Genomic DNA, 26,548 nt, shown 5'->3' with positions numbered 1-26,548 from the left:
CCCCACCGAAGGTGAGGGAGCAACGCGTCAAACCCGCAGGATCTGAGAGAGCGTCCGGGCAAAACCCGCAGGACGTGAGAGAGCGTCCGGGCAAAACCCGCAGGATCTTAGAGAGCGTCCGGGCAAAACCCGCAGGATCTGAGAGAGCGTCCGGGGTTAGCGCTCGAGGTCGCCGCGGATGAAGGCCTCGACCTTTTCGCGGGCGAGGTCGTCGTTGAACTGCTCCGGCGGGGACTTCATGAAGTAGCTCGACGCCGAGACCAGCGGACCGCCGATGCCGCGGTCCAGGCCGATCTTCGCCGCACGGATCGCGTCGATGATCACACCGGCGGAGTTGGGCGAGTCCCAGACCTCCAGCTTGTACTCCAGCGACACCGGGGCGTCGCCGAAGTTGCGGCCTTCCAGGCGGACGAAGGCCCACTTGCGGTCATCGAGCCACTGCACGTAATCGGACGGGCCGATGTGGACGTCCTTCGCAGCTAGCTCGGCCTCGACGTTGGAGGTCACGGCCTGGGTCTTGGAGATTTTCTTGGACTCGAGGCGGTCGCGCTCCAGCATATTCTTGAAGTCCATGTTGCCGCCGACGTTCAGCTGGTACGTGCGGTCCAGCGTCACACCACGGTCCTCGAACAGCTTCGCCATGACGCGGTGCGTGATGGTGGCACCGATCTGGCTCTTGATATCGTCGCCTACGATCGGCACGCCCGCGGCGGTGAACTTGTCGGCCCATTCCTTGGTGCCGGCGAGGAACACGGGGAGTGCGTTGACGAAGGCCACGCCGGCGTCGATGGCGCACTGGGCGTAGAACTCGGCGGCTTCCTGGGACCCGACCGGCAGGTAGCAGACCATCACGTCGACCTCGGCATCCTTGAGCGCCTGGACAACGTCGACCGGCTCCTCGGTGGACTGCTCGATGGTCTCCAGGTAGTACCGGCCCAGGCCGTCCAGGGTGTGCCCGCGCTGGACCGTCACGCCGGTGGGCGGAACCTCGGCGATCTTGATGGTGTTGTTTTCGCTGGCCAGAATGGCGTCGGCGAGGTCGACGCCGACCTTCTTGCCGTCAACATCGAACGCCGCCACGAACTGGACATCATTGACGTGGTACTTGCCGAACTCCACGTGCATCAGACCCGGAATCGTGGCCTTGGGGTCGGCATCCCGGTAGTAATGAACACCCTGAACCAGCGAAGCGGCACAGTTACCCACGCCGACGATAGCTACACGAATCGGATTTGAAGACACGGAACTCCTTTGAGAACAAACTTCATGTGCCCTGCGCGTCCGTACGTTGTTGTACGACGGCGTCTGACGGGCACCGCGCCACGCGGCGCGCTTATCAGTCTAACCAAACGCTGCCGGGGCCGGCTTTGTTCCCGCCGGCCCCGGCTGCTTGATTACGCGCGCTTTTTTGACGTCGGGGTTCAGACCGGCTGTGCCCAGAGGTTGATGTCGGATTCGACGGCGAACTCGTCGATCGCTGTCAGCTCGTCACTGCTGAACTCAAGGTTATTGATGGCGGCCAGGGTGTCCTCGAGCTGCGTGACGCTGGACGCCCCAACGAGCGCCGAGGTCACCGGGGAGCCCTTGGGCTGGTCGCGAAGGATCCAGGCGATAGCCATCTGCGCCAGCGACTGTCCGCGGCCGGCGGCGATGGCGTTCAGCCCCCGGACCCTGTCCAGTTTTTCCTCCGTCAGGGCCGATTCGGACAGAAACCGTGCTTTTGCGGCGCGCGAGTCAGCCGGGACTCCGTTGAGGTAGCGGTCGGTCAGCATGCCCTGGGCCAGCGGGGAGAACGCGATGGAGCCGGCGCCCACCTGGTCCAGCGCTTCGTAGAGGTTGGGCGAGCCGTTCTCGGTCCAGCGGTTCAGCATGGAGTAGCTGGGCTGGTGGATGAGCAGCGGGGTTCCGAGCTCCTTCAAGATGCGGGCGGCCTCGAGCGTCTGCTCCGGCGTGTAGGACGAGATGCCGGCGTACAGAGCCTTGCCTGAGCGCACGGCGTAATCCAGCGCGCCCATGGTCTCCTCCAGCGGCGTCTCCGGGTCGGGGCGGTGGCTGTAGAAGATGTCCACGTAGTCCAGGCCCATCCGCTGCAGCGACTGGTCCAGGCTGGAGATCAGGTATTTCCGGGAGCCCCATTCGCCGTACGGGCCGGGCCACATGTAGTATCCGGCCTTGGTGGAGATGACCAGCTCGTCGCGGTACGGCTTGAAGTCGACCTGCAGGTGCCGGCCGAAGTTGGTCTCGGCGGACCCGTCCGGCGGCCCATAGTTGTTGGCGAGGTCGAAGTGGTTGACGCCAAGATCGAAGGCGCGGCGGAGGATGGCGCGCTGTTCATCGAAGCGCTTGTCATCGCCGAAGTTGTGCCACAGGCCCAGCGAGATGGCCGGCAGTTTCAGGCCGCTGCGTCCGACGCGGCGGTAGGGCATGGTGTCGTAGCGGGTGTCAGAGGCCACATAAGTCATACGCTCCATCCTGCCAGCCGGGCCCGGCCTGCGGGGCGGGCGTCCACCATCCGGTCACCGGCGGTGGACGCCGCCGGGCAAAGTGCAGTGGACGCCGCCCCGAAGGTGCGTCAGGAAATGCCGTCAGTCGCTGACGACAGCGGCACTCAGCGGAGCGAGCTCCACCCGCTGCCCTTCCAGCCGGTCGGCGTCGTCGGTGCCCAGCAGCAGGGCCGTCCCCGCACCGTCAAGGCTCACCGGCCGGTCGGAGAAGTTGAGCAGCACCTGCACGCCGCCGCGCCGGAACCGCAGCCAGCGGGCGTCCTCGTCGAACTCCACCTGCGTGTCCTCAAAGCCCAGCTTGGTGAGGTCAGGCGTGGAGCGCCGCAGCGCGGTCAGCGAACGGTACAGCTCCAGCAGTCGCGCGTGGTGGCCGGTGGAGGCCTCCGCCCAGTCCAGCTTGGACCTCCGGAAGGTTTCCGGATCCTGCGGATCGGGCACGACGGCGGGATCCCACCCCATGCGCTCGAACTCCTTGATCCGACCTTCCGCGGTGGCTTTGCCGAGCTCCGGCTCCGGGTGGGAGGTGAAGAACTGCCAGGGCGTGGTGGCCCCGTACTCCTCGCCCATGAACAGCATGGGCGTGAAGGGGCCGGTCAGGGTCAGCACCGCGGCGAGGGCCAGGCTCCCGTACGGCTGGGTCTGCGAGAGCCGGTCCCCGGTGGCCCGGTTGCCGATCTGGTCGTGGTTCTGCGAGCAAACCACCAGGGCGGCGGGATGGACCGCCGCAAAATTGATCGGCCTCCCGTGGTGCCGGCCGCGGAAGCTGGAGTAGCTGCCGTCGTGGAAGAAGCCGTCCCGGAGCACCTTGGCGAGGGACGCGAGCGAGGCGAAGTCGCTGTAGTAGCCGGTGGTCTCGCCGGTGATGTTGACGTGGACGGCGTGGTGGAAGTCGTCGCTCCACTGCCCTTCCAGCCCGTACCCGTTGACGTCCCGCGGATACAGCAGCCGCGGATTGTTGAGGTCGGATTCGGCAATGAGCGTCAGCGGCCGGCCCACCTCGGCGGAGATCTGGTCTGCCAGCGCCCCGAAGTCCTCCAGGATGTGGACGGCCCGTTCGTCCTTGAGCGCGTGCACGGCGTCCAGCCGCAGGCCGTCAACGCGGTAGTCACGCAGCCACATGGCCAGGTTGTCCAGGATGTACCGGCGCACATGGTCGGAGCCGGGCCCGTCCAGGTTCACGGAGTCACCCCAGGTGTTGCCCTCGCCCTGTTTTAGGTAGGGCCCGAACCGCGGCAGGTAGTTCCCGCTGGGGCCGAGGTGGTTGTAGACCACGTCCTGGATCACGCCGAGGCCCGCCGCGTGGGCAGCGTCCACGAACCGCTGGTACGCCTCCGGGCCGCCGTACGCCTCGTGTACGGCGAACCACTGCACGCCGTCGTAGCCCCAGTTGTGCGTGCCATTGAACGCGTTCACGGGCAGCAGCTCGATGAAGTCCACGCCCAGGCCCGCCAGGTAGTCCAGCTTGCCGGCGGCCGCATCCAGCGTCCCTTCGGGCGTGAACGTTCCGAGGTGGAGCTCGTAAATGACCGCGCCCTGCAGTTCCCTGCCCTGCCAGCCGTCCTCCTGCCAGCTGTGCGCGGCGGGGTCGAAGGTGCGGGACAGTGCGTGGACGCCGTCGGGCTGGCGCCGGGTCCGCGGATCCGGCAGCGGCGTTTCATCGCCGTCAAGGAGGTAGCCGTAGTCAACGTCGCCATCCGCGGGTGCGTCGGCTGCGGTCCACCAGCCATCGTGCTCAGGTGCGGTGCCGGACCGGCGCTGCATGGAGTACCGCTCCCCGCCGGCCAGCAGGGTGACGGATCCAGCTTCGGGCGCCCAGACGTCGAAGCGCTCCGGGCCCTGCACGGGCTTCGCGGCTTCACGGGGGTAGGTTGCCTGGACTGTGTGCGTCATGACTCTCCTCCTGTCGCGGGTACCAGCAGCGCCACGGGGTAGGTCCGGAAGATGTCGGTGATCTCCACGGTCCCCGGCCCGTAGCCGGCACCGGTCAGTTCGTCTTTCATGGCAGTTTCAAGGTCGACGGCGGTATCCCGCCACCCGCCCGACTGTTCCAGCGCGTAGGGAAGCCTGGTGGCGAGGGTGAGGGCTCCGCCGCGGTCGAACGCGAGCAGGTGCCCGGCAGCGGAGCCACTGGCGTGGACCGGGCGGTAGCCGGTGAACAGCTCCGGCCGGTCGCGCCGCAACCGCAGCGCGCGCGAGGTCACCAGCAGCTTGGCGGCCTGATCGGTAAAGGACGGGGACAGCTCGCCCGCGTCCAGCTGCGCCAGCGCGGCGCGACGGTCCTCGAAGCTGAACGGGCGCCGGTTGTCCGGGTCCGTCAGCGACCGGTCCCAGAACTCCGTGCCCTGGTACACATCCGGAACGCCGGGCATGGTCAGCTGTACAAGCTTTGCGCCAAGCGAATTGGAGGCGCCATGCGGTTCCAGGAGCTCCACGAGGGCCTCGACCTCCGCCCGGACCGCCGGGTTGTCGAACGCGGCGTCGACGGCGGCGGCCAGCTTCTCCTCGAACGCCGGATCCGGATCGGTCCAGTTGGTCGAGTTCCCGGCTTCGCGCGCGGCCTTCAGCGCATAGGACTGGAGGCGTTCCCGGCTGGCGGGCCAGGCGCCGGCGATGGCCTGCCACAGCAGCGCCGACAGCGGGCCGTCGGGCAGCGGAGCCAGCCCATTCAGCCGGTTCAGGGCCTTCTCCCACTCGCCGGCAACCTCGGAGATGACCGAGATCCGCGCCCGGGTGTCCTCGCTGCGTTTGGTGTCGTGCGTGCTGAGAGTGGTCATGGACAGCGGCAACTCGGCCTGCCGGCGGGCCATCCGGGCATGGAACTCGTCAGGCTCCATGGAGAACTCGGTGGGGTCGGCGCCAACTTCCGTGAGGGTGCCCAGGCGGTTGTAACGGAAGAACGCGGTGTCCTCCACGCCCTTGGCCATGACCATTCCCGAGGTCTGCTGGAAGCGCCGGGCGAGCTCCAGGTCCGTGTCCAGCAGCAGCGGCTGCAGAACCTGGATGGCCTGGTCGAGTTCCGGCCGCCGGCGCGCAGCAAGCTCGCACGCCTCCTTCAGGACTTCCGCGCCCTCCGGCAGGTAGGTGCGGTACACCGGGAACGTCGCGATGACCTCGGCTATGGCGTCGGCCGCGGCATCGGCCGAGAGCCCGGCGTCGGCCGGAACCAGCCTGGCCAGCCGCAGGATCTCCGAGTGGAGGATGCCGTCGGTGATCCGGCGCTTGGTGCCGCGGATCATGTCCCCGTAGTCAGCCGGTTCACCGCCGCGCAGTGAAGCGTCCAACCGGTCCAGCGGTTCCTGGCCGCGCGGGTCCACCAGAACCCGGTCGACGTCGGCGAGGGCGTCGTAGCCCGTGGTGCCCTCGCATTCGAAGCTTGCAGGCAGCTGTTCCCCCGGCTCGAGGATCTTCTCGATCAGCAGGTAGGCGCCGCCGGTGACGTTTCGGAGCCGCTTCAGGTACCCCTCGGGATCCGCAAGGCCGTCCGGGTGGTCGATCCGCAGGCCGTCCGCGAGGCCCTCACGGAACCAGCGCACCACTTCCTCATGCGCTTCGTCGAAGACGGCGGGGATCTCCACCCGGACGCCGGCGAGCGTGTTCACCGCGAAGAAGCGGCGGTAGTTCAGCTCGTTGTCCGCGCGCCGCCAGCCTATGAGTTCGTAGTGCTGCCGGGCGTGGACGTCACGCGGGGAGTCACCCTCGGTGTAGCTGCCGTCGGCCAGCGGGAAGCGGTGGTCGTAGTACCGCAGCTCCCCGTCCTTGATTTCGAGCTGGTCCAGATCGTCGTCGCTGCCGAGGACCGGGAGCCGGATGCGCCCCCCGGCGAGGTCCCAGTCGACGTCGAACGCTTCAGCGTAACGGGACTGGCGCCCCTCCTTGAGCAGCGACCACCACCAGGGGTTCTGCACCGGCGTGGCAACGCCGACGTGGTTGGGCACGATGTCGATCAGCACGCCCATCCCGGCGGCGCGGGCGGCCTTGGAAACGGCCGCCAGGCCCTCCGGTCCGCCGCGCTCGGGGTCGACGGCGGAGGGATCGGTGACGTCGTAACCGTGGTCGGAGCCCTGCTCGGCCGTCAGAATCGGAGAGAGGTACACCCAGTCGACGCCGAGCGCGTGCAGGTACGGCACGGTTTCGGCCGCGTCGAACAGCGTGAATCCCTTCCGGATCTGCAACCGGTACGTGGAGACTGGCGTTCTCATGCGTCCTCCCCTGCGGGCTTGACCGCCTTCAAGTGACCGCTCCGCCTTCCGGCCGGCTTTCGTGCCGGTTGCTCCGCCGGTTTCTCCGCCGGTTTCTCCGCCGGCTTTTCTGCCGGCGGCTCCTCCGCGGCCTCGGCCGGTTCCGCAGCAGGCTCAACAGCAGGATCCGCCGCAGGCTCAACAGCAGGATCCGCAGCAGTCTCAACAGCAGGATCCGCAGCAGTCTCGGGAGCCGGGTCCGCAGTAGGCTCGGGAGCCGGCTCCTCAGCCGGCTTCTTCGTCTTGGCCGGCTGGGGAATGGCAGGTGCAGTGAGCGCCGCGGTCTCCGTGGTGGCGGTCTGCGTCAGTGCCGCGAGCGAGGCGGCCACGGAGTGGTCCGGCTCCTCCTGCGGGGCGCTGTGGGCACGCAGCACCACGAGTGACTTGGCCGCAACGGACAGGATGGTTCCGGCATCCGCGGGCTTGGAGTCCGCGCCTTCGCCGGCGGTGTCGATGATGACGTCCCAGGCCGGTGCATACTCGTCCGGCGGCAGCGTGAACTCAACATCGCCGTCGTGGGCGTTGAAGTACAGCAGGAAGTTCACGTCCGTGATCCGGCGGCCACGGTCATCGTGGCCCTGGATGCCGTCGCCGTTGAGGAACATGCCAACGGACCGGCCGAAGCCGCTGTCCCAGTCCTCCGGCGACATGAGGTTGCCGTCGGGATCCAGCCATACGATGTCCGGCAGCCGCTCGCCTTCGCCACGCCGGACGGGCCGGCCGTCGAAGAAGCGGCTGCGCCGGAACGTGGGGTGCTTGGCGCGCAGCGAGTTGACGGCCGCGGTGAATTCGATGAGCGGCTGGTCCACACTGTCCCAGTTGACCCAGGTCAGCTCCGAATCCTGGCAATACCCGTTGTTGTTGCCCTGCTGGGTGCGGCCCATCTCGTCGCCGTGCAGGATCATGGGCACGCCCTGGGAGAGCAGCATGGTGGCGATGAAGTTGCGCTGCTGCCGCGCCCGCAGCCCCAGGACCTTGGGATCGTCCGAGGGCCCCTCTGCGCCGCAGTTCCAGGACCGGTTGTGCGACTCGCCGTCCTTGTTGTCCTCACCGTTGGCGTCGTTGTGCTTCTCGTTGTAGGACACCAGGTCCCGCAGGGTGAAGCCGTCGTGCGCGGTGACGAAGTTGATCGAGGCCACCGGGCGCCGGCCGGAGTGCTCGTACAGATCCGCCGATCCGGTGATGCGCGAGGCGAACTCGCCCAGCGTGGCGGGTTCGCCGCGCCAGAAGTCGCGCACGGTGTCGCGGTATTTGCCGTTCCATTCGGTCCACTGCGGCGGGAAGTTGCCCACCTGGTAGCCGCCGGGGCCGACGTCCCACGGCTCCGCGATCAGCTTCACCTGCGACACCACGGGGTCCTGCTGGATGAGTTCGAAGAATGTAGAGAGCCGGTCGACGTCGTAAAACTCGCGGGCCAAAGCGGCGGCGAGGTCAAAACGGAACCCGTCCACGTGCATCTCGGTGACCCAGTACCGCAGCGAGTCCATGAGCAGCTGCAGCGAGTGCGGCTGGCGGACGTTCAGGGTGTTGCCGGTGCCCGTGTAGTCCATGTAGTACTGCTTGTCGTCCTCCACCAGGCGGTAGTAGGCCTCGTTGTCGATGCCCTTGAAGCTCAGCGTGGGCCCGAGGTGGTTGCCTTCGGCAGTGTGGTTGTAGACGACGTCGAGGATGACCTCGATGCCGGCCCGGTGCAGCGAGCGGACCATCGCCTTGAAGTCCTGGACCTGCTGGCCGGTGTCGCCGGTGGAGCTGTAGGTGTTCTGGGGCGCGAAGAAACCGATGGTGTTGTAGCCCCAGTAGTTGCTGAGCCCCTTCTCCTGCAGCGTGCCGTCATTGACGAACTGGTGCACCGGCATGAGTTCGATCGCGGTGACGCCCAGCTTCTGCAGATGCGAGATCACGGCCGGGTGGGCAACGCCGGCGTACGTTCCGCGCTGCTCCTCGGGGATCTCCGGGTGGAGTTCCGTCAGCCCCCTGACGTGCGCCTCGTAGATGACCGACTTGTGGTACGGAATGCGCAGGTTCTGGTCGTTGTCCCAGTCGAAGAACGGGTTGATGACCACGCCCATCATCATGTGCGCCGCGGAGTCGGCGTCGTTCCTGGATGAGGGGTCACCCATGTTGTACGAGAACAGGGCGGGGTCCCAGTCGATCTGGCCTGAAACTGCCTTGGCGTACGGGTCAAGTAGCAGCTTGTTGGCGTTGAAGCGCTGGCCTTTGGCAGGGTCATAGCTCCCGTGCACGCGGTAACCGTACTTCAGCCCGGGCTGGATCTGCGGCAGGTAGCAGTGCCACACGTAGCCGTCGACCTCTCGGAGCGTGACCCGGGTCTCGGTGCCCTCGTCGTCGAAGAGGCAAAGTTCCACCTTTTCGGCGTGCTCGCTGAACAATGCGAAGTTGGTTCCAGTACCGTCAAACGTGGCTCCCAGCGGGTAAGCCGATCCGGGCCAGATTTCCATTCGTGCTCCTATACCTCGTCCAACACTGCGTCCGGCAGGCCTTCACGCACGACCTGCACGGAACTTGGTCTTACCGTAGCGGGTGGGTGTGACTATTACGTGACCCACACGCTAATTACTAAGCGTGCTGACTTTACCCCATATTTCGGGTAGGGCGTCGCCAATCCGCCCCGCCGTCAGCGGGCCGCCGGCCGCGGCTGCTGCTCCGGCCAGGCCGTGCAGGCTCGCTCCCATGGCGGCAATTGCCGCCCAGCGTTCGTCTGGATCGATGCCCATCGCCCGGAAGCGTCCGACGTCGGACCCCACCTGGGCGAGCAGCGCACCAATGATTCCGGCCAGCACATCGCCGCTTCCGGCGGTGGCCAGCCAGGGTGTGCCCTCGGACTGGCTGTAGAAATCCTGGTAAGGCGAGGCCACCAGCGTGCTGGCCCCTTTCAGCAGCACCGTGGCCTCCGTCAGGCCTGCTGCGCGGCGCACGGCGGCGAGCGTGGAGCCCTCGACGGCCGCGCGGTCCAAGTCTGCGCCGAGGCGCTGAAGCAGGGTAGCCAACTCCCCGGCATGCGGCGTCAGCACCACCTGCGGGGCCAGCACGTCGGGCAGCACGTGCAGGGCGCCGGCGTCGGCCACGGTGGGCAGGCCCGAGTCCACGGCGTCGCGGACACGCTGCATCTCCTGCTGGTCCGATCCGTCCATCCCGGAGCCCACCAGCCAGGCCTGGACGTGGGTCTCTGCCACTGTGCCGGTACTGCAGACCACCTCGGGGCAGCTGTGGCGGATGAGGTCGGCAACCTCCGGCGGCCCGACATAGCGGACCATCCCGACACCGGCAGCAAGCGCCCCGCGGCAGGCGAGCACGGCGGCGCCGGGGTAGGCCGGGGATCCGGCAACCACGCCGAGGACGCCCCGCGAATATTTGTGGGCCCGCCGCGCGGGCCGCGGGAGCAAGGCTGCCAGGTCGGCGGCCTCCAGGCGCCGCAGGGCCGGCCACGGGAGCGAGTCCTCGATCCCGATCGGGACCACCAGGACCCGGCCGGCGAAGTCCGCACCGGGATCCGTCAGCAGGCCCGCCTTGGCCCCGCCGAACGTGACGGTGATGTCCGCAGGCAGCACGGGTCCGGCGGCCTCGCCGGTGTCCGCGTCCACGCCGCTGGGCACGTCGCACGCCACCACGAGGCCGTGGGTCCCGCCGGCAAGCTGCGACACAAGTTCCGCCGACGCTCCCCTGAGTCCGCCCTGGGCGCCGGTTCCCAGCAGAGCGTCAATAACGACGTCGGCCCTGCCGGCCAGCGCTGCCAGATCGCCGGCGTTCGCGTCAGTCAGTGTGAGTACCCGGCCGCCGGCGCGCCGAAAGGCCGCCAGGCCGTCGGGGTGGGCCGTGTCGGAGGCGAGGACCGCCGTCGTCCGCATTCCCCGTCCGGCGAGGTGCGCGGCGGCGAAGAGGCCGTCGCCGCCGTTGTTGCCCTTGCCGGCCAGGACGGCAACGCTGGAGCCGTACGGGCGGCGTCCGCGGCTGCGCAGCTCAGCGATGGCGGCGCCAGCCATGCCGCGGGCCGCCCGCTGCATGAGAACAGCGCCCATACCGGAATCCAGCAGGGGCTTTTCAGCCTCCCTGATCTGGGTTCCGGTATAGGCGCTGATCATGTGGTCAGTCCGTCCGGGGTCAGCCCTCGGCCAGGACGGTGGCCGTGGCGATGCCGCCGTCGTGGCTCATGGACAGGTGCCAGCGTTTGACGCCCTTGGCCTCGGCAACGGCGAGCACGGTTCCCTTGACCTGGACGGTGGGGCCGTTCTGGTCCAGCCCGATCCAGCAGTCCTGCCAGTTCATGCCGGCCGGCGCGCCCAGGACCTTGGCCACGGCTTCCTTAGCGGCAAACCGCGCCGCCAGGGAGCGGGTGTTCAGTTCCCGTTCGGCCGGCACAAACAGCCTGTCCCGGAGTCCGGGGGTGCGCTCCAGCTGCCGTCCGAAACGCTCGATGTCCACTACGTCCACCCCGATGCCAACAATCATGGGCTTACTCTACTGTGACGCTTTTGGCCAGGTTGCGCGGCTGGTCCACGTCGTAGCCCTTGGCGGCGGCAAGTTCGCACGCGAAGATCTGCAGCGGCACGGTGGTCAGCAGCGGCATGAGCAGCGTCGGGGTTTCCGGGACGTAGAAGACGTGCTCGGCGTAGTCCCGGACCGCTTCGTCGCCTTCCTCGGCGATCACCAGGGTACGGGCACCGCGGGCCCGGATCTCCTGGATGTTGGACACCACCTTGGAGTGCAGCGAGTCGCGGCCGCGCGGGGACGGGACCACCACGAACACCGGCTGGCCCTCGTCGATCAGCGCGATCGGGCCGTGCTTGAGCTCACCGGCGGCGAAGCCCTCGGCGTGGATGTACGCGATTTCCTTCAGCTTCAAAGCGCCCTCGAGCGCCACCGGGTAGCCCACGTGGCGTCCCAGGAACAGCACGGACTTCTCGTCTTTCATGCTTCGGGCCAGCTCGCGCAGTTCCTCGGCCGAGTCCAGGATCTTCTGGATCTTCGCCGGGATCTTGCCCAGGTCAGCCAGCACGTCCTTGACCTGCCCGGAGAAGATGTTCCCGCGCAGCTGCGCCAGGTACAGCCCCAGCAGGTACGCCGCGGTGATCTGAGCCAGGAACGCCTTGGTGGAGGCCACCGCGATCTCCGGACCGGCGTGCGTGTACAGCACGGCGTCGGACTCACGCGGAATGGTCGAGCCGTTGGTGTTGCAGATCGACACCGTCTTGGCACCCTGCTCGCGGGCGTAGCGCACGGCCATCAGCGTGTCCATGGTCTCGCCGGACTGGCTGATGGAGACCACCAGGGTGTTCTCCGTCACGATCGGGTCGCGGTAACGGAACTCGTGGGCGAGCTCCACCTCGGTGGGGATCCGGCACCAGTTCTCGATCGCGTACTTGGCCACCAGGCCCGCGTACGCGGCCGTGCCGCAGGCCAGCACGATGATCTTGTCGACCTTCTTCAGCAGCGCCGGATCAATGCGCAGCTCATCCAGGGTCAGCCGGCCATTCAGGTCCGAACGCCCCAGCAGCGTCTGGGACACGGCGTCGGGCTGGTCATGGATTTCCTTCTCCATGAACGATGCGAAGCCGCCCTTCTCAGCAGAGGCCGGGTCCCAGTCAACGTGGTATTCCTTGCCCTCTGCCGGGGCGCCGAAGAAGTCCGTGATCTCCACCGAGTCCGCCGTGATCGTCACGATCTGGTCCTGGCCCAGCTCCACCGCACGGCGGGTGTAGTCAATGAACCCGGACACGTCCGAACCCAGGAAGTTCTCGCCCTCGCCCAGGCCCACCACCAGCGGTGAGTTCCGGCGCGCGGCCACCACCACCTCAGGCTGGTCAGCGTGCACCGCGAGCAGCGTGAACGCACCCTCAAGCCGCTGGCAGGCCAGCTCCATCGCCCGGGTCAGGCCGCCGTCGGAGACGTCCCCGCCCAACTTGTTCCGGAAAATGTCACCCAGCAGCGCCGCGGCCACCTCGGTGTCCGTCTCCGAGGCGAAGACAACACCCTTGGCCAGCAGCTCCTGCTTCAGCTCAGCAAAGTTTTCAATGATGCCGTTGTGGATCACCGCGAGCTTCCCGCCATCAGAGAGATGCGGGTGCGCGTTCTGATCCGTCGGACCACCATGCGTGGCCCACCTCGTGTGACCGATGCCGGTCAGCGACTCCGGCAGCGGCCGCTCCTCCAGCTCGGCCAGCAGGTTGCTCAGCTTCCCGGACTTCTTCCGCGAGGAAATCTCCCCGTCAGCCACCACGGCAACACCGGCGGAGTCATAACCCCGGTACTCCAGACGGCGCAGCCCCTCAAGAACAACATCCAACGCGCCGTGCCCGGCATCAGCCCGGCCCGACGAACGGCCTACATAACCCACGATTCCACACATGGGTATAAGCCTAACTGGCTTTGCGGAGAACCGACGTCGGATGACATCCGCCGCCGGACGCCGCTACGGCGCCGCTACGGCACTCAGGGAACGGCCATTCGGCCGAAATTGGCCTGTCATCAGGCACTTTAGGATCGCGCCTGATCTGCCAACGGACACCGCCGTTTTTCGCTACAGGCGTTGCGGGGGGTGCGTCATGCTTCCCGTCGCCGCCTGCGGACGCCCAGGAAGAGGAACAGCATGCACTGGCCGATGATGCCGGCTACCGCCAGAATCACCCAGAGGTCGCGGTCCGGGTCGCCCAGGGCGCTGGTGAGGAATCCAACCAGCGGGATGGCGTAAAGGGGCTTCCCCTTAATCTGCCGGGCACGGACGGGCTCTGCGTCGTTGGCACTGCTGTTGTCGCCCTTCGTGACCAGCGTCCGCTCACCGGCCTGCGTGGCACCAAAGCCAACAATCCGGTGAGTCGTGACCTCGGGGTTGCCCGGAGCAGGCTGGTAGGTGACCATGTCCCCGTATTTCAACTGACTCAGCGGCGCGGGTTTCACTACCAGGAACGTGCCGGCGGAATACGTCGGTGCCATGGAATTTGTGAGCAACGTGTAGGTCTGGGACCCGGTGGCCTGGGGAATGACCACCAGTCCAAGTGCGGCGAAGAGGAGGACAAAGAGAACCGCATAGTTGGCCAGGCGTCCTGCTGCGGCGGACCGCTTGCGGCGGCGTATCTCGAGGATCCGCGTGGCTGCTCCCCCGCCGCGCCTGCCGCCAAAGTCACGGCCCGTCCGCTGCGGCGCCTGCGGAGTCACTGCCTTTGCCATGTCGAGACCCTTCAAATTCTGCGTCGGTTCCCCTTATTCACTGAACGGTCCCGCGGCAGGCTCAGGAATCGGTAACGCGTAGGGTCAAGATTCACTCAAGAATGGCCGCATTTCGCTCTCGGCGCCGGTCGGGGCAGAATCTCTAGGGTGACTTTGCAACGCAACGAAGCGAACGGGGAGGGTGTTTCCCCGTTCGTGGAGCTGGACCGGCAGACCTGGTCCCGCCTTTCGGCCCAGATGGAGCAACCCCTTAATGAAGAGGACGTGCTGCGCCTTCGGGGTCTCGGTGACCCTCTAAACATCGATGAAGTGCGTGAGGTCTACCTCCCCCTGTCCCGGCTGCTGCACCTGTACGTGGAAGCCGCCGGCCAGCTGCATGCGGCCACCACCACGTTTCTTGGCGAGCAGACCCAGCGCACCCCCTTCGTGATTGGCGTCGCCGGCTCCGTGGCGGTGGGCAAGTCCACCATTGCCCGTGTTCTCCGCGAGATGCTGCGGCGCTGGCCGGGCACGCCGAACGTCGAGCTCATCACCACCGACGGGTTTCTGTATCCGCTGGCCGAACTCAAGCGCCGGCAGCTGCTGGACCGCAAGGGTTTCCCGGAGTCGTACGACCGCCGCGCGCTGCTGCGCTTCGTGAGCGAGATCAAGGGCGGCGCCGAGGAGGTGCGGGCACCCTGGTATTCGCACGTCACCTATGACATCGTCCCCGGCAAGGAAGTGGTGGTCCGGCGCCCCGACGTCCTCATTGTCGAGGGCCTGAACGTGCTGGCTCCCGCGCGGCCGCGGCACGACGGCCGCCAGGGACTGGCGCTCAGTGACTTCTTCGACTTTTCCATCTACGTGGATGCCAAGACGTCACATATCGAGGAATGGTATGTGGACCGGTTCCGCAAGCTCCGTACCACCGCCTTCGCGCAGCCGGAGTCGTACTTCCACCGCTATGCCACGCTTTCCGACGCCGAGGCTGAAGCGACGGCCCGCGACATCTGGAAGCGCATAAACGAACCGAACCTGGAAGAGAACGTGCTGCCCACGCGGGGGCGGGCGCAGCTTGTGCTCACCAAGGAAGCGGACCATTCCGTCCGCAGGATGCTGCTGAGGAAGGTCTAGCACGCATGTGCAACTACTGCTCCCCCGGGCCTTCCGCCGAGGTCCAGTCCGGCCGGCACCTCACGCGCCGCGCGGTAGCCCGGTTGCTGGTTGCCGGCGCGGGCCTGTCGGCCCTGGCTGCCTGCACCCCCGGCCCCGCCCAGCCGGGGGCCCCGGCAACCGGTTCGCCCGTCTCGGGCGCGGCGTCCGCTGCTGCTACCGGGAAGGCCTCGCCGCCCCCCTCCGGATCCGCCGCCGCCTCCAGTTCTGCCCCGGCGTCCCCGGCCGCTTCCCCTGCCTCTTCGGCCAGTCCGTCCGCAACGGCGCCTTCCGCTACGGCGACGGGGACGACGACGGCGGCGGCAGCCCCGCCGTCGGCCGCCTCCCGGCTGCCAAAACAGTTCTCAATCACCGCACCCGCCAGCCCCTGGGTGATCGTCAACAAGCACAGCCCGCTCAAGCCGGCCGACTACGTCCCGGCCGATCTGGTCCAGCCGCGGGTGGCCCTCGCCGTCACCGGCGAGGCGTCGCAGCTGAACAGCACGACGGCGGCTGCCGCAGAACGGATGTTCGCCGCGGCGGCGGCGGACGGGGTAACCATGACGCTGGCGAGCGGCTACCGTTCCTATGCGACGCAAATCGTCACGTACAACGGCTGGGTGAGCTCCGAGGGGCGGGCCGCGGCGGACAACGCCTCGGCGCGGCCGGGCTATTCCGAGCACCAGACAGGTTGGTCGTTCGACATCGGCGACGGTGGCGGCGCGTGCAGCTTCCAGCCGTGCTTTGCCGAGCAGCCGGCCGCCGTCTGGGCGAAGGCCAACGCGCACCGCTTCGGGTTCGTGGTTCGGTACCCGTTGACGCAGCAAGCCATCACGGGATACCTCTACGAGTCATGGCACCTGCGGTACGTGGGCGTGGAGGTGGCATCGGACATGCGGACACGCGGCATCGCCACCCTGGAGCAGTACTTCGGCCTGGAGTCCGCACCCGACTACCGCTGAGGCGGCTGCCCTGTTAAATGGCAAGCTGTTACGTGCCTGCCGTTGGCCGGTCAGCCCCGGAATCAGGGTGCGGTAATTTGGTTGGCATGCTTAGTGGATTCAAGAAGTTCATTCTCAAGGGAAACGTCATCGACCTGGCCGTGGCGGTGGTCATCGGATCGGCGTTCAGCGCCGTGGTGGATGCACTGGTCAAGAGCGTCCTGATGCCGCTGATCTCGCTGCTGGTCGGAGAACCGAATTTTGACAACTTCCTGGCGTTCGGCGATGTGCGGTTCGGCGTGCTGCTCACCGCGGTGGTGAACTTCCTGCTGGTCGCCTCCGCTCTCTACTTCGTCATCGTCGCGCCGATGAACCAGCTGATCGAGCACCGCAACCGCAAGCTGGGTATCGGGCAGGACGCGAAGAAGGAAGCGGCAGAGGATCCGCAGATCGCCCTGCTCAAGGAGATCCGCGACGCCCTGCAGGCGCAGAACCAGAACGAGGCCGCCAAGTAGGGCCGCCGGACACCAGTTCCAAAATCCCGGCCCCGCAAAGCCGGGGAACAGAGCAGCCCGCCTCCTTCGAAGGAGGCGGGCTGCTTTTGCTTTGCGGGACGCGAATCTAGTCGCCGACGAGCTGCAGGGCCAGCTGGGTCTTCACAACCTGGGCGAGGCGTTCGGCGATGACCTGGGCGGTCTGCTGGTCGCCAGCCTCCACCATGACACGCACAACGGGCTCCGTGCCGGAGGGGCGCAGGAGCACGCGGCCGGTGTCGCCCAGCTCGGCTTCGGCTGCCTTCACGGCTGCGGCCAGGGTCTCGTCGCCACTGACGCGTGTCCGGTCCACGTCCTTCACGTTGATGAGGACCTGGGGCAGCTTGGTCATGATCGTGGCGAGTTCCTTGAGCGGGCGGCCCGTCAGGGCCACCTGGGCCGCCAGCTGCAGGCCGGTCAGCACGCCGTCGCCGGTGGTGGCGTAGTCGGCGAGGATCACGTGGCCGGACTGTTCGCCGCCCAGGTTGTAGCCGCCGTCGCGCATTTGTTCCAGCACGTACCGGTCCCCCACACCCGTCTCACGGATGGCGATGCCGGCGTCGCGGAGGGCGATCTTAAGGCCGAGGTTGCTCATGACGGTGGCCACGAGGACGTTGTCCGTGAGCTTGCCGGCGTCCTTGAGGGCGACAGCAAGGATAGCCATGATCTGGTCGCCGTCCACCTCGTTGCCCTCGTGGTCCACGGCCAGGCAGCGGTCGGCGTCGCCGTCGTGGGCAATGCCGAGGTCGGCGCCGTGGTCCACCACGGCCGCCTTGAGCGGGCCCAGGTGCGTGGAGCCCACCCCCTCGTTGATGTTGAGGCCGTCCGGTTCCGCGCCGATGACCACGACGTCAGCACCGGCGTCCTTGAAGACTTGGGGGGAGCAGCCGCTGGCGGCACCGTGCGCGCAGTCCAGGACCACTTTCAGGCCATGGAGGTTGTGCGGGAGGGTTCCCAGGAGGTGGACGATGTAGCGGTCCTCGGCGTCGGAGAAGCGCTGGATGCGCCCCACCTCGCCGCCCACGGGGCGGAAGGGCTCCTTGCCCATCTGGGCCTCGATGGCGTCCTCCACCTCGTCGGGGAGTTTCTGGCCGCCGCGGGCGAAGAACTTGATCCCGTTATCGGGAGCCGGGTTGTGCGAGGCAGAGATCATGACGCCGAAGTCGGCCTTCAGGTCTGCCACGAGGTAGGCGGCGGCGGGGGTGGGCAGCACGCCGGCGTCGTAGACGTCGATCCCGGAGCTGGAAAGCCCTGCCTCCACGGCGGCGGCGATGAACTCGCCGCTTGCGCGGGGATCCCTCGCCACCACGGCACGCGGCCGCGCACCTTCGCCGGTGCGTTCATGGCCAAGCACCACGGCGGCGGCCTGGGCCAGCTGCATTGCGAGCTCGGCAGTCAGCAGGCCGTTCGCCAGGCCCCGGACACCGTCTGTTCCAAATAATGTAGACATCGCGTCCAAGTTTAGACGATTCAGGTGCCCGTCCCCGCCCGGCACGGCGTCCGCGACGGGCGGGGCGGACGTTTCCCCAGCTCACCGCGTTGCCAGTGGCGTAACCGGACTTAACGGCAGAAGCCCGCCCCGCCAAATGGCGGAACGGGCTTCTGTGAAGCGCCTGACGGCGCTTCGCAAGCGGATTTAGCGCTTGGAGTACTGCTGAGCCTTGCGTGCCTTCTTGAGACCGGCCTTCTTACGCTCGATGACGCGGGCGTCACGGGTGAGGTAGCCGGCCTTCTTCAGGGTGGCGCGGTTGTTCTCGACGTCGATCTCGTTCAGCGAACGGGCGATGCCGAGGCGCAGTGCACCGGCCTGGCCGGAGGGGCCACCGCCGTGGATGCGGGCGATGACGTCGTAGGCGCCTTCGAGATCCAGGATCTTGAAGGGCTCGTTGACGTCCTGCTGGTGCAGCTTGTTCGGGAAGTAGTTATCCAGCTCGCGGCCGTTGATGGTCCACTTGCCGGAGCCCGGCACAACGCGAACGCGTGCAACGGCTTCCTTGCGGCGGCCAACAGCTGCGCCGGCAACGGTCAGTGCCGGGCGCTCCTTCTTCGGAGCAGCTTCGGTAGCGCTGCTTTCCGAGGTGTAGCTGGTCAGGTTTTCCTCAGCCTCAACGGCTTCGGTGGTCAGTTCATCGTTCTGAGCCACGGTTCTCCTTGTAGATAAAAGTGTTGGTGGCCAGGACTACTGGGCGACCTGGGTAATTTCGAAAGTCTTGGGCTGCTGGGCTGCGTGGGGGTGCTCGGCTCCACGGTAGACCTTCAGCTTGCCCAGCTGCTGGGCAGCGAGGGAGTTCTTGGGGAGCATGCCCTTGATGGCCTTCTCAACGGCGCGGACCGGGTTGGTCTCAAGCAGTTCCGCGTAGTTGACGGAGGTCAGGCCGCCCGGGAAGCCGGAGTGGCGGTATGCGCGCTTCTGCTCCAGCTTGGCGCCGGTGAGGGCAACCTTTTCAGCGTTGATGATGATGACGAAGTCGCCCATGTCCATGTGGGACGCAAAGGTCGGCTTGTGCTTTCCGCGCAGCAGTGTTGCGGTCTGGCTGGCAAGACGACCCAGGACAACGTCGGTGGCGTCAATGACGTGCCACTGGCGGTTGATATCGCCGGGCTTCGGGGTGTACGTACGCACGGTGTTTGCCTCGTTCTTGTTCTGGCGTTCTTGTTTTAGGCGTCACGCGGGGTGCGCCTACTATCTATGCGCGACCGGAACAGAGGTGAGGGCTCTATGGACCAGTTATCCCCTAGTCCCGAATATGCCCGGTGAGTATTGATCCTGCAACTGGATCCCCACGCGGGCACGCATCATCGAGAAAGGACACGCACAACGACTACCAAGAATAGCGTGAACCGGGCGCCAGGGTCAAAATGGGGTATCCGGTGGCGGGGGCCATACAGTCCCGCGCCAGCGCCGGGCCCTTCCATCCAGGAGTCCACGTGTCTTCAGCAGGTATCGCCGCCAACGCCTGGCCGCTTTTTGCAGTGGCCTTGGGACTCCTTGGCATTCTACTGAGCCTGCTGGCTGAACACCTCATCTCCCGCGCTCTCCCCCGCCTTGGCAGCTTGCCGGGCGCACGGACAAGAATCACGACGGCGGCGCTCACCGGCGCGCTCTGCGCCGCGCTTGCGCTGCGGTTCGGGTTGGACTGGTCCCTGCCGGCCTTTCTGCTGCTGGCCACCCTGGGGGTGCAGCTGGCACGCATCGACCTGGCCCATCATTTGCTGCCGAATCCCCTGGTGCTCACGCTGCTAATTGCCGGGCTTGCACTCCTCTTGCTTAGCAGCACCGCCACGGCGGACTGGGGCGAGCTGCTCCGTGCGGCGGCGGGCGCCGCAATACTGTTCATCATTTTCCTGATTCTGGCGCTGATTTCGCCAAACGGCATCGGCATGGGGGATGTCAAGCTGGCCGCGCCGGTGGGCCTGTACCTGGGTTACTTGGGCTGGAGCCACTTGTTCTACGGCGGGGCACTCGGCTTCGTGGTGGGCGGGATTTTATCCGTCGTTTTGATTAGGCTAAATCGCGCCAATTTGCGTTCGGAAGTCGCTTTTGGCCCCTCGATGCTGGCCGCTGCCTTGGGCACGGTTTTACTGGCATCCTGAAAGTGGAATTTCCGCTGAAACGCTGAAACAAGCGGCGAGTTCCTTGATGCTTTCTTGATCAAACAAGTAGCGCCACAAGGGCATTGTCGGAATCTGCGTACACCGCTGGTGCCGCTACTTATCCGACTTTCCTAAAAGTCGGGTAGAACTACGCATTGTTGCCGCCCTGGTTCAGGTGGATTCTTTAGCTATCGAAGCGCCAGCCCTTTCGCGGTATGGGGGCGGCTGGAATTCGAAGCATTTATTCCATCGAACTTAAGGAAAATACAATGACTACTCTCATGGTCTCCGTTCTTGCCTTCGTTTCCGGAATCAAGGACCGGCTGGAATCGGAAAAAGGCGCCACCGCAACCGAGTACTCGCTGCTCGTGGCCTTCATCGCCTTCCTGATCATTGGCGGCGTGTCAGCATTCGGCGGTGCCCTCGGCGGCTGGTTCACCACATTGGGACAGACGGTCGGCGGTTGGGCCAACACAACCCCCTAGTTCCACCCGCGTTGTTCAACGTGCCGCGCTCACGTGACGTGGGCGCGGCGCACCGTCCCCCATTCAGCTGTCCCTAATCGCGGAGGGTCCAGTGAAACGCAGAAGTTCACGCTCCACCAGGCGGGCGGGCGCCCGGACAGAGCGCGGCGCAGCTGCCGTCGAGTTCGCTCTGGTTGCACCCATCCTCCTGGCGCTGGTGGCAGGCATTGTTGAGTTCTCGCACGCCTACAACCTGCAGATTTCGGTCGCCCAGGCTGCCCGGGAAGCTGCCCGGTCGATGGCGATCGAGGACGACCAGGCAGCGGCAGCAACTGCCGCGGCCGCCGGCGCGCCCGGATTGAACGGCGCCGATTTTCAGTATGCCTTCTCCCCCGGGAGCTGCACCGCCGGGCAAAACATGACGGTCACCATCACCTACCCCGCCGCCACTCTCACAGGGATGTTCGGCAGCACCGTCACGGTCACCGGAACGGGAGCCATGCGATGCGAAGGCTAAGATCCCGCAAGCGTGACGCCGAGCGTGGTGCGGCGGGCGTTCTGGTGGCGGTCATGATGCTCGCGATCATCGGCGCCGGCGCACTCGCTGTGGATGTGGGCCAGATCTACTCCGAACGGGCGCAGCTCCAGAACGGCGCCGACGCAGGCGCGCTTGGCGTTGCCCAGGCGTGCCACAAAACGGGCTGCACGCAGGCGCAGGCCCAGGCGTTTGCAAATGCCTTGGCAAACGGAAACGCCAACGACGGCGACGCGAACGTCTCCGACGTGGACCTTTCTGTACCGGACCAAGTGACGGTACGGACCACCACGAAAAACGGCAGCAGCAGCGTGCTGGCCAAACTGTTCGCCAGCGTGCTGAACGCACCGGCAGTCAGCGTGGGCGCTCACGCCACCGCGTCCATCGAGGTTCCTGGGGCTGGCGCAGGGTTCCCCTTGGCACTCTCCGAATGCCAATACGACCTCAGCGATGCCGTGGCAACGGGCGTCCTCCAGCAGATCCGCTACAAGCCCGGTATGGCCAACTGCAGCTCAACGTCCGGGCATGTCATCCCCGGCGGATTCGGCTGGCTGAACCAGAACGGGGGCCAGTGCCGGGCGACCACCGACACAGACGACAACGCAGCCTACGATCCCGGCGCCGATTACCCCAACAAACCTGGCCAGAACTGCGATTCGGTCCTCCAGGGCTGGATCAACACCATACAGGCCGGCGACGAAGTACTCGGCGTCTTTCCGGTGTACGACAACGCCGGCAAGGACAAGGGCAACGGCTGGTTCCACATCCGCGGGTACGCCACTTTTCAAATGGTGGGCTGGAAGTTTGGCGGAGGTTCCAGCGGCCCGCGCACCTACAACAATTCCCCCACTCCGGCGACTGCCTGCGTGGATCCCTGCCGGGGCATCATCGGCAAATTCAAAAAATTCGAGTCCATTGATGCATTCGAAGGAAATTCTGGCAGCGGAGACGACCTTGGAACCGTCTACATTCGCCTCATCAACTAATCACTCAGCTAGGGGGATACAATGAAAACCCGCCTTTTGGGAGGAATTGCTGCGCTATTGGTGGCAATTATCGGAACAGTCCTATTGATCAGCTATGTGCAGAATGCAGATAAGCGCGCCCTGGCGGACACGGAAACCGAATCCGTATATGTCGTGGAGAAAACCATCACGGCCGGCACGGGAATCGATATGGCTGCAGGCGCCGTCGTCCGGAAAGAAGTACCAAAACTGGCTGTGGCCGCCGGAGCAGTGACCGATCTGAACCAGGTTGGCCAGAAGGTCGCCGCCGTGGACCTCATGCCCGGGGAGCAGCTCCTCAGCACCCGCATGGTGGACGCCGGTTCCCTCCTCGGGCCGGCCCGCGTCCAGGTGCCCACCGGCATGCAGGAGATCACGCTCAAGCTTCCCATCGAGCGAGTGGTGGGCGGCACGCTTACCGCCGGGGACACCGTAGGCGTCTTCCTCTCGGTGGAGGACTCCGCGGCAAAATCGGGCCAAACCCAGCTGACCTTCCACAAGGTCCTGGTCACGGCGGCCCAGTTCAGCAACGGCAGCACGGCCACGCCCCAGGAGACGGCAGCCGCGGAGGATTCCTCGAAGGGATCGCTCACCTCGAAGAAGTCTGCCTCGTCGAATGACACCTACCTCATCACCGTGGCCCGCAACTCCGCGGACGCTGAGCGGATCATCTTCGCCACCGAGTTCGGCAGCGTCTACCTCTCCAAGGAGCCGGCGAACGCGGTGGAGGGCACGTCCGGCGTGGTGAACACCGGAAGGCTGTTCCGATGAGCCGCTTTGTTCTCATTACGCCAAATGCAGACTTCGAACGCCGCATCCAGCTGGCAGTGTCAGGCATGCACGGTTCGCTGCGGGTGTTCCAGGCGGACTACCTTCCCGAGAGTCCGCAGGACTTCCTCCGGCAGCTCGTCGGCGAGCCGCCTGAGGTGCTGATCCTCGGGCCGGGCCTGCCGGTTGACGGCTCCCTGAAACTGGCATCGGTCATGGATCTCCAGTATCCGGAGATCAGCGTGGTGCTGGTGGTGCCGGAAACCAAGGAAGTCGTACTCCAGGCCATGCGCTCAGGCGTACGCGACCTGCTCGACCCCGCCTCCGACCCGGACGCCATCCGCGTCCTGCTGGAGCGGGCCAGCCTCGCGGCGGCAGGCCGCCGTCGTGGTTTGGCCCCCGGCGCGTCCGAGCACGCCGACCACGGCGAGGGCGGGCGGGTCATCGCCGTCATGTCCCCCAAAGGTGGGGTTGGCAAGACCACTGTGGCCACCAATCTCGCCGTCGGCCTTGGTAAATCCGCGCCCATGAGCGTGGTGATCGTGGACATGGACCTGCAGTTCGGCGATGTTGCCAGCGGGCTGATGCTGGATCCGGAGCACACCATCACCGATGCCGTGGTGGGCGCAGCCAGCCAGGACTCCATGGTCCTGAAGGCGTACCTCACCGTCCACCCGGCCGGAATCTATGCCCTCTGTGCGCCCAGGAACCCGATCGAGATGGACAGGATTTCGGGCGAGCAGGTCAGCCGGCTCCTCAACCAGCTGCGCGAGGAGTTCCACTACATCGTGGTGGACACGGCACCGGGGCTGGGTGAACATGTCCTGGCAACGCTGGAGCAGGCCACGGATGCCGTCTGGATCTGCGGAATGGACATTCCCAGCATCCGGGGCCTCAGGACGGGGTTCCAGATCCTGGCCGAGCTCGGGCTGCTTCCGGAGAAACGGCACGTGGTGCTGAACATGACGGACCGGCGGGCGGGCCTCACGCTGCAGGACATCGAGGCCACGATCGGCTCCCCGGTGGACGTTGCGCTCCCCCGCTCCAAGACGCTGCCATTCTCCACCAACAAGGGAGTGCCCATCCTGCAGGACGGCAGCCGGGACTCGGCCGGTAAGGGGCTGCGCCAGCTGGTGGAGCGCTTCAAACCCAACTGGGAAGAAAGACCCCACAAGAAGCTGCACAGAAGGGCGGTAGTCCAGTGAACCTCACAGACCGGTTCCAGAACCTCCGGGGCGAGCCCAAGCCCGATCCCGAGAAGCCGCAGGCCGCCGACGTCTTCAAGCAAAAGCCGGCCGCTGCCACACTTGGCAAGAAGCATGAAGAGCAGGCCGCTGGCTCGGCGGCGAGCGCCACGGCGGCCCTTGAGGTGCCGGCCGTTGCTTCCGTTGCCAGCGAAGCCCTGAACGCCCTGAAGGAACGGGCTACCCAGACGCTCTTTGAACGGCTGGGTTCACGGCTCACCGACTCCTCCCTCGAGGACGAGGAACTGCACCAGTTTGTCCGTGATGAATTGAAGATCGTGGTGGACGAGGAGCAGGTCCCGCTGTCCGGCCCGGAGCGGCAGCGGCTGATCCGGGACATCATCGACGACGTCCTGGGCCACGGTCCCATCCAGCGGTTCCTCGATGACCCATCCATCACCGAGGTCATGGTGAACCGCTTCGACCAGGTCTACGTGGAACGCCAGGGCCGCATCTTGCCCACGGACACGAAGTTCACCTCGGATGACGCGCTGCGCCGGGTGATCGACCGGATCGTGTCCAAGGTGGGCCGCCGCATCGACGAATCCTCCCCACTGGTGGACGCCCGGCTCGCGGACGGCTCGCGCGTGAACGCCATCATTCCCCCGCTGGCCGTCAACGGGCCTGCCTTGACCATCCGGAAGTTTGGCAGGGAAGCTTTGACGGTCCACGACCTGGTGTCCATGGGAAGCCTCTCCCCCGAGATGGCGGAGCTCCTGCACGCCTGCGTCCTGGCCCGGATGAACATCATCGTCTCCGGCGGCACCGGCACGGGAAAGACCACCCTCCTCAACGTCTTGTCCGGGTTCATCCCGCCGGAGGACAGGATCGTAACCATCGAGGATGCCGTCGAACTGCAGCTCCAGCAGGAGCACGTCATCAGGCTCGAAAGCCGCCCACAGAACATCGAGGGCAAAGGCGAGGTTTCAATCCGGGACCTGGTCCGGAACTCGCTGCGCATGCGGCCGGACAGGATTGTGGTGGGAGAGGTCCGCGGCGGCGAATGCCTCGACATGCTGCAGGCCATGAACACCGGCCACGACGGTTCCATCTCCACCGTGCACGCCAACTCGCCGCGGGACGCAATCGCCCGCCTCGAGACGCTGGTGCTAATGGCAGGAATGGACATCCCGCTCCGCGCCGTGCGCGAGCAGCTGGCCTCCGCCGTCAACCTGGTGGTGCACATCACCAGGATGCGCGACGGCTCCCGCCGGGTCACGCACATCACCGAGGTGCAGGGCATGGAAGGCGACATTGTCACCCTCCAGGACGCCTTCGTGTTTGACTACTCGGCCGGCATGGACGCCAACGGGCGGTTCCTCGGGAAGCCGGTGCCGACGGGCGTGCGCCCACGGTTCACCGAGCGATTCGCCGAACTCGGCATCGAGATCTCCCCGGCCGTGTTCGGGGCATCGCTCATCGGCGTTGCGCCGGCAAGGGGGCGGTGACCGTGCCGCACGACTCCGGGATTTTCGTGGTGGCGCTGGTACTGCTGTACCTCGCCATCTTCCTGGTCTTCGGCGTGGCCCTTCGGCCGAACTCGGGCATTCCAATGTCCCGACGACGGCCCGATGTCCCCACGCAGACCTCGTCACTGACCAAACTCACCAACCAGGCCGTGGGTGCGCTGAACAAGGGCCTGAGGAAGCGCGGACCAGGCTTGCTTACCCAGGAGCGGCTGGACGAATGCGGGCTCAAGAAGGAACCGGGCGACTACCTGATTATGGCGGGGGTCATCACCCTGACCGCCGCCGTCGTCGGCTTCTTCCTTGGCGGCGTCTTCGCCGCTGTCCTCCTGACCCTGCTGGCCCCGCTGGGGCTGCACCTGCTGCTGAATTTTCTGGCCGGACGCCGCCGTCGGCAGTTTGACCAGCAGGTGCCGGACACGCTGCAGATGTTCTCGGGTGGCCTGCGGGCAGGCCACAGCCTGCTCCGGGCGGTGGACGCGGCCGGGCAGGAGAGCCAGCCGCCCATGTCCGAGGAGCTGGGCCGGATCGTCAACGAGACCAGGATCGGCCGGGACCTCGGCGAGTCATTGGCGGACGTGGCCAAGCGGACCAGGAGCGAGGATTTCCTGTCCATCTCACAGGCCATCGAGATCCACCGGGAGGTGGGAGGAGACCTGGCAGAGGTGCTGGACCATCTGGGCGCTACCGTCCGCGATCGGAACCAGGTGCGGGGCCAGATACGGGCCCTTAGCGCCGAAGGCCGGATGTCGGCCATCGTCCTGATGGCACTGCCCGTGGTGATGTTCATCGGGCTGACCCTGTTCAACGAGATGTACTCCCGTGTCTTCACAGCCACCCTGCCGGGCTACGCCATGATCGCCGCGGCAGTCGTGCTGCTCTCCGCCGGCGGTTTCTGGCTCAGCCGGATCATCAAACCCAAGTTCTAGGAAGAAGGTGGTCAT

The 26,548-nt window shown here is 66.3% G+C and carries 24 protein-coding genes; 11 read left to right on the top strand and 13 right to left on the bottom strand.

Annotated features, from left to right (window positions below):
- Nucleotides 1-156: 156 nt before the first annotated feature.
- The 9 genes from AC1DFE_RS00480 to AC1DFE_RS00440 all read right to left on the bottom strand — a co-directional run bounded on the left by AC1DFE_RS00480 (nt 157) and on the right by AC1DFE_RS00440 (nt 13,924).
- Complete coding sequence (locus AC1DFE_RS00480) at nt 157-1,242, bottom strand: inositol-3-phosphate synthase (protein WP_476903972.1); 1,086 nt, start codon at nt 1,240-1,242, stop codon at nt 157-159.
- Nucleotides 1,243-1,421: 179 nt separating this feature from the next.
- On the bottom strand, nt 1,422-2,462 hold the full coding sequence (gene mgrA / locus AC1DFE_RS00475) for an L-glyceraldehyde 3-phosphate reductase (protein WP_476903971.1): 1,041 nt from the start codon (nt 2,460-2,462) through the stop codon (nt 1,422-1,424).
- A 123-nt stretch (nt 2,463-2,585) separates the two neighbouring features.
- Nucleotides 2,586-4,394, bottom strand: coding sequence for a malto-oligosyltrehalose trehalohydrolase (gene treZ / locus AC1DFE_RS00470; RefSeq protein ID WP_476903970.1), 1,809 nt, complete (start codon nt 4,392-4,394; stop codon nt 2,586-2,588).
- Nucleotides 4,391-6,703: a malto-oligosyltrehalose synthase gene (treY, locus tag AC1DFE_RS00465; RefSeq protein WP_476903969.1), complete on the bottom strand. Its 2,313-nt coding sequence runs from the start codon at nt 6,701-6,703 to the stop codon at nt 4,391-4,393. Before treY ends, treZ begins: the two co-directional genes overlap by 4 nt.
- Nucleotides 6,700-9,201: a glycogen debranching protein GlgX gene (gene glgX, locus AC1DFE_RS00460; RefSeq protein ID WP_476903968.1), complete on the bottom strand. Its 2,502-nt coding sequence runs from the start codon at nt 9,199-9,201 to the stop codon at nt 6,700-6,702. The genes treY and glgX overlap by 4 nt, the downstream gene beginning before the upstream one ends.
- A gap of 111 nt (nt 9,202-9,312) precedes the next feature.
- Entirely contained in the window at nt 9,313-10,842 is a 1,530-nt protein-coding gene (locus AC1DFE_RS00455; RefSeq protein ID WP_476903967.1) for an NAD(P)H-hydrate epimerase, read from the bottom strand.
- 19 nt (nt 10,843-10,861) lie between these two features.
- Nucleotides 10,862-11,209, bottom strand: coding sequence for a holo-ACP synthase (locus AC1DFE_RS00450; protein WP_066277757.1), 348 nt, complete (start codon nt 11,207-11,209; stop codon nt 10,862-10,864).
- A gap of 4 nt (nt 11,210-11,213) precedes the next feature.
- On the bottom strand, nt 11,214-13,106 hold the full coding sequence (gene glmS, locus AC1DFE_RS00445; protein ID WP_476903966.1) for a glutamine--fructose-6-phosphate transaminase (isomerizing): 1,893 nt from the start codon (nt 13,104-13,106) through the stop codon (nt 11,214-11,216).
- A 194-nt stretch (nt 13,107-13,300) separates the two neighbouring features.
- Nucleotides 13,301-13,924, bottom strand: coding sequence for a signal peptidase I (locus AC1DFE_RS00440; protein WP_476903965.1), 624 nt, complete (start codon nt 13,922-13,924; stop codon nt 13,301-13,303).
- 147 nt (nt 13,925-14,071) lie between these two features.
- On the opposite strand from AC1DFE_RS00440, the gene coaA reads away from it, so the two are divergent.
- Complete coding sequence (gene coaA, locus AC1DFE_RS00435) at nt 14,072-15,037, top strand: type I pantothenate kinase (protein ID WP_476903964.1); 966 nt, start codon at nt 14,072-14,074, stop codon at nt 15,035-15,037.
- Between the two features lie 13 nt (nt 15,038-15,050).
- Here the strand turns inward: coaA and AC1DFE_RS00430 are convergent, their stop codons facing one another.
- Nucleotides 15,051-15,458: a hypothetical protein gene (locus AC1DFE_RS00430; RefSeq protein WP_476903963.1), complete on the bottom strand. Its 408-nt coding sequence runs from the start codon at nt 15,456-15,458 to the stop codon at nt 15,051-15,053.
- Between AC1DFE_RS00430 and AC1DFE_RS00425 the strand changes: the two genes are divergently transcribed.
- Nucleotides 15,448-16,017, top strand: coding sequence for a M15 family metallopeptidase (locus AC1DFE_RS00425; RefSeq protein WP_476903962.1), 570 nt, complete (start codon nt 15,448-15,450; stop codon nt 16,015-16,017). The genes AC1DFE_RS00430 and AC1DFE_RS00425 overlap by 11 nt on opposite strands.
- 86 nt (nt 16,018-16,103) lie before the next feature.
- Nucleotides 16,104-16,511: a large conductance mechanosensitive channel protein MscL gene (mscL, locus tag AC1DFE_RS00420; protein WP_476903961.1), complete on the top strand. Its 408-nt coding sequence runs from the start codon at nt 16,104-16,106 to the stop codon at nt 16,509-16,511.
- 106 nt (nt 16,512-16,617) lie between these two features.
- On the opposite strand, the gene glmM is transcribed toward mscL, so the two are convergent.
- The 3 genes from glmM to rplM form a co-directional block, all read right to left on the bottom strand.
- Nucleotides 16,618-17,979, bottom strand: a complete 1,362-nt coding sequence (gene glmM, locus AC1DFE_RS00415; protein ID WP_476903960.1) for a phosphoglucosamine mutase — start codon at nt 17,977-17,979, stop codon at nt 16,618-16,620.
- 186 nt (nt 17,980-18,165) lie between these two features.
- The gene (gene rpsI / locus AC1DFE_RS00410) at nt 18,166-18,672 is read right to left on the bottom strand and encodes a 30S ribosomal protein S9 (RefSeq protein ID WP_476903959.1); all 507 of its coding nucleotides are present in this window, start codon (nt 18,670-18,672) and stop codon (nt 18,166-18,168) included.
- A gap of 36 nt (nt 18,673-18,708) precedes the next feature.
- Entirely contained in the window at nt 18,709-19,152 is a 444-nt protein-coding gene (gene rplM, locus AC1DFE_RS00405) for a 50S ribosomal protein L13 (RefSeq protein ID WP_476903958.1), read from the bottom strand.
- A 305-nt stretch (nt 19,153-19,457) separates the two neighbouring features.
- On the opposite strand from rplM, the gene AC1DFE_RS00400 reads away from it, so the two are divergent.
- The 8 genes from AC1DFE_RS00400 (at nt 19,458) to AC1DFE_RS00365 (ending at nt 26,533) form a co-directional block, all read left to right on the top strand.
- Nucleotides 19,458-20,123 carry a prepilin peptidase gene (locus AC1DFE_RS00400; RefSeq protein WP_476903957.1) on the top strand — a complete coding sequence of 222 codons (666 nt, stop codon included), beginning with the start codon at nt 19,458-19,460 and terminating at the stop codon, nt 20,121-20,123.
- A 269-nt stretch (nt 20,124-20,392) separates the two neighbouring features.
- The gene (locus tag AC1DFE_RS00395; protein WP_476903956.1) at nt 20,393-20,608 is read left to right on the top strand and encodes a Flp family type IVb pilin; all 216 of its coding nucleotides are present in this window, start codon (nt 20,393-20,395) and stop codon (nt 20,606-20,608) included.
- Between the two features lie 91 nt (nt 20,609-20,699).
- Entirely contained in the window at nt 20,700-21,104 is a 405-nt protein-coding gene (locus tag AC1DFE_RS00390; RefSeq protein WP_476903955.1) for a TadE/TadG family type IV pilus assembly protein, read from the top strand.
- Nucleotides 21,092-22,108: a TadE/TadG family type IV pilus assembly protein gene (locus AC1DFE_RS00385; protein WP_476903954.1), complete on the top strand. Its 1,017-nt coding sequence runs from the start codon at nt 21,092-21,094 to the stop codon at nt 22,106-22,108. The genes AC1DFE_RS00390 and AC1DFE_RS00385 overlap by 13 nt, the downstream gene beginning before the upstream one ends.
- A 96-nt stretch (nt 22,109-22,204) precedes the next feature.
- Entirely contained in the window at nt 22,205-22,897 is a 693-nt protein-coding gene (gene cpaB / locus AC1DFE_RS00380; protein WP_476903953.1) for a Flp pilus assembly protein CpaB, read from the top strand.
- A complete protein-coding gene (locus AC1DFE_RS00375; RefSeq protein WP_476903952.1) occupies nt 22,894-24,099 on the top strand; it encodes a CpaE/TadZ family protein in 1,206 nt (401 codons plus the stop codon). The genes cpaB and AC1DFE_RS00375 overlap by 4 nt, the downstream gene beginning before the upstream one ends.
- Nucleotides 24,096-25,586, top strand: a complete 1,491-nt coding sequence (locus AC1DFE_RS00370) for a CpaF family protein (RefSeq protein ID WP_476903951.1) — start codon at nt 24,096-24,098, stop codon at nt 25,584-25,586. The genes AC1DFE_RS00375 and AC1DFE_RS00370 overlap by 4 nt, the downstream gene beginning before the upstream one ends.
- A 2-nt stretch (nt 25,587-25,588) precedes the next feature.
- Nucleotides 25,589-26,533, top strand: a complete 945-nt coding sequence (locus AC1DFE_RS00365) for a type II secretion system F family protein (RefSeq protein ID WP_476903950.1) — start codon at nt 25,589-25,591, stop codon at nt 26,531-26,533.
- Nucleotides 26,534-26,548: the final 15 nt, after the last annotated feature.

Source organism: Arthrobacter sp. 05T423, from assembly GCF_056396245.1.
The sequence above is the reverse complement of the archived record's forward strand: the minus strand, read 5'-3'. Positions and strand labels throughout refer to the sequence as shown.

What these genes read in the sequence shown, in the direction of transcription:
- mgrA (WP_476903971.1), bottom strand. Translation starts at nt 2,462, where the DNA reads ATGACTTATGTGGCCTCTGACACCCGCTACGACACCATGCCCTACCGC.
- treZ (WP_476903970.1), bottom strand. Translation starts at nt 4,394, where the DNA reads ATGACGCACACAGTCCAGGCAACCTACCCCCGTGAAGCCGCGAAGCCC.
- treY (WP_476903969.1), bottom strand. Translation starts at nt 6,703, where the DNA reads ATGAGAACGCCAGTCTCCACGTACCGGTTGCAGATCCGGAAGGGATTC.
- glgX (WP_476903968.1), bottom strand. Translation starts at nt 9,201, where the DNA reads ATGGAAATCTGGCCCGGATCGGCTTACCCGCTGGGAGCCACGTTTGAC.
- AC1DFE_RS00455 (WP_476903967.1), bottom strand. Translation starts at nt 10,842, where the DNA reads ATGATCAGCGCCTATACCGGAACCCAGATCAGGGAGGCTGAAAAGCCC.
- AC1DFE_RS00450 (WP_066277757.1), bottom strand. Translation starts at nt 11,209, where the DNA reads ATGATTGTTGGCATCGGGGTGGACGTAGTGGACATCGAGCGTTTCGGA.
- glmS (WP_476903966.1), bottom strand. Translation starts at nt 13,106, where the DNA reads ATGTGTGGAATCGTGGGTTATGTAGGCCGTTCGTCGGGCCGGGCTGAT.
- AC1DFE_RS00440 (WP_476903965.1), bottom strand. Translation starts at nt 13,924, where the DNA reads ATGGCAAAGGCAGTGACTCCGCAGGCGCCGCAGCGGACGGGCCGTGAC.
- mscL (WP_476903961.1), top strand. Translation starts at nt 16,104, where the DNA reads ATGCTTAGTGGATTCAAGAAGTTCATTCTCAAGGGAAACGTCATCGAC.
- glmM (WP_476903960.1), bottom strand. Translation starts at nt 17,979, where the DNA reads ATGTCTACATTATTTGGAACAGACGGTGTCCGGGGCCTGGCGAACGGC.
- AC1DFE_RS00395 (WP_476903956.1), top strand. Translation starts at nt 20,393, where the DNA reads ATGACTACTCTCATGGTCTCCGTTCTTGCCTTCGTTTCCGGAATCAAG.
- AC1DFE_RS00385 (WP_476903954.1), top strand. Translation starts at nt 21,092, where the DNA reads ATGCGAAGGCTAAGATCCCGCAAGCGTGACGCCGAGCGTGGTGCGGCG.
- AC1DFE_RS00375 (WP_476903952.1), top strand. Translation starts at nt 22,894, where the DNA reads ATGAGCCGCTTTGTTCTCATTACGCCAAATGCAGACTTCGAACGCCGC.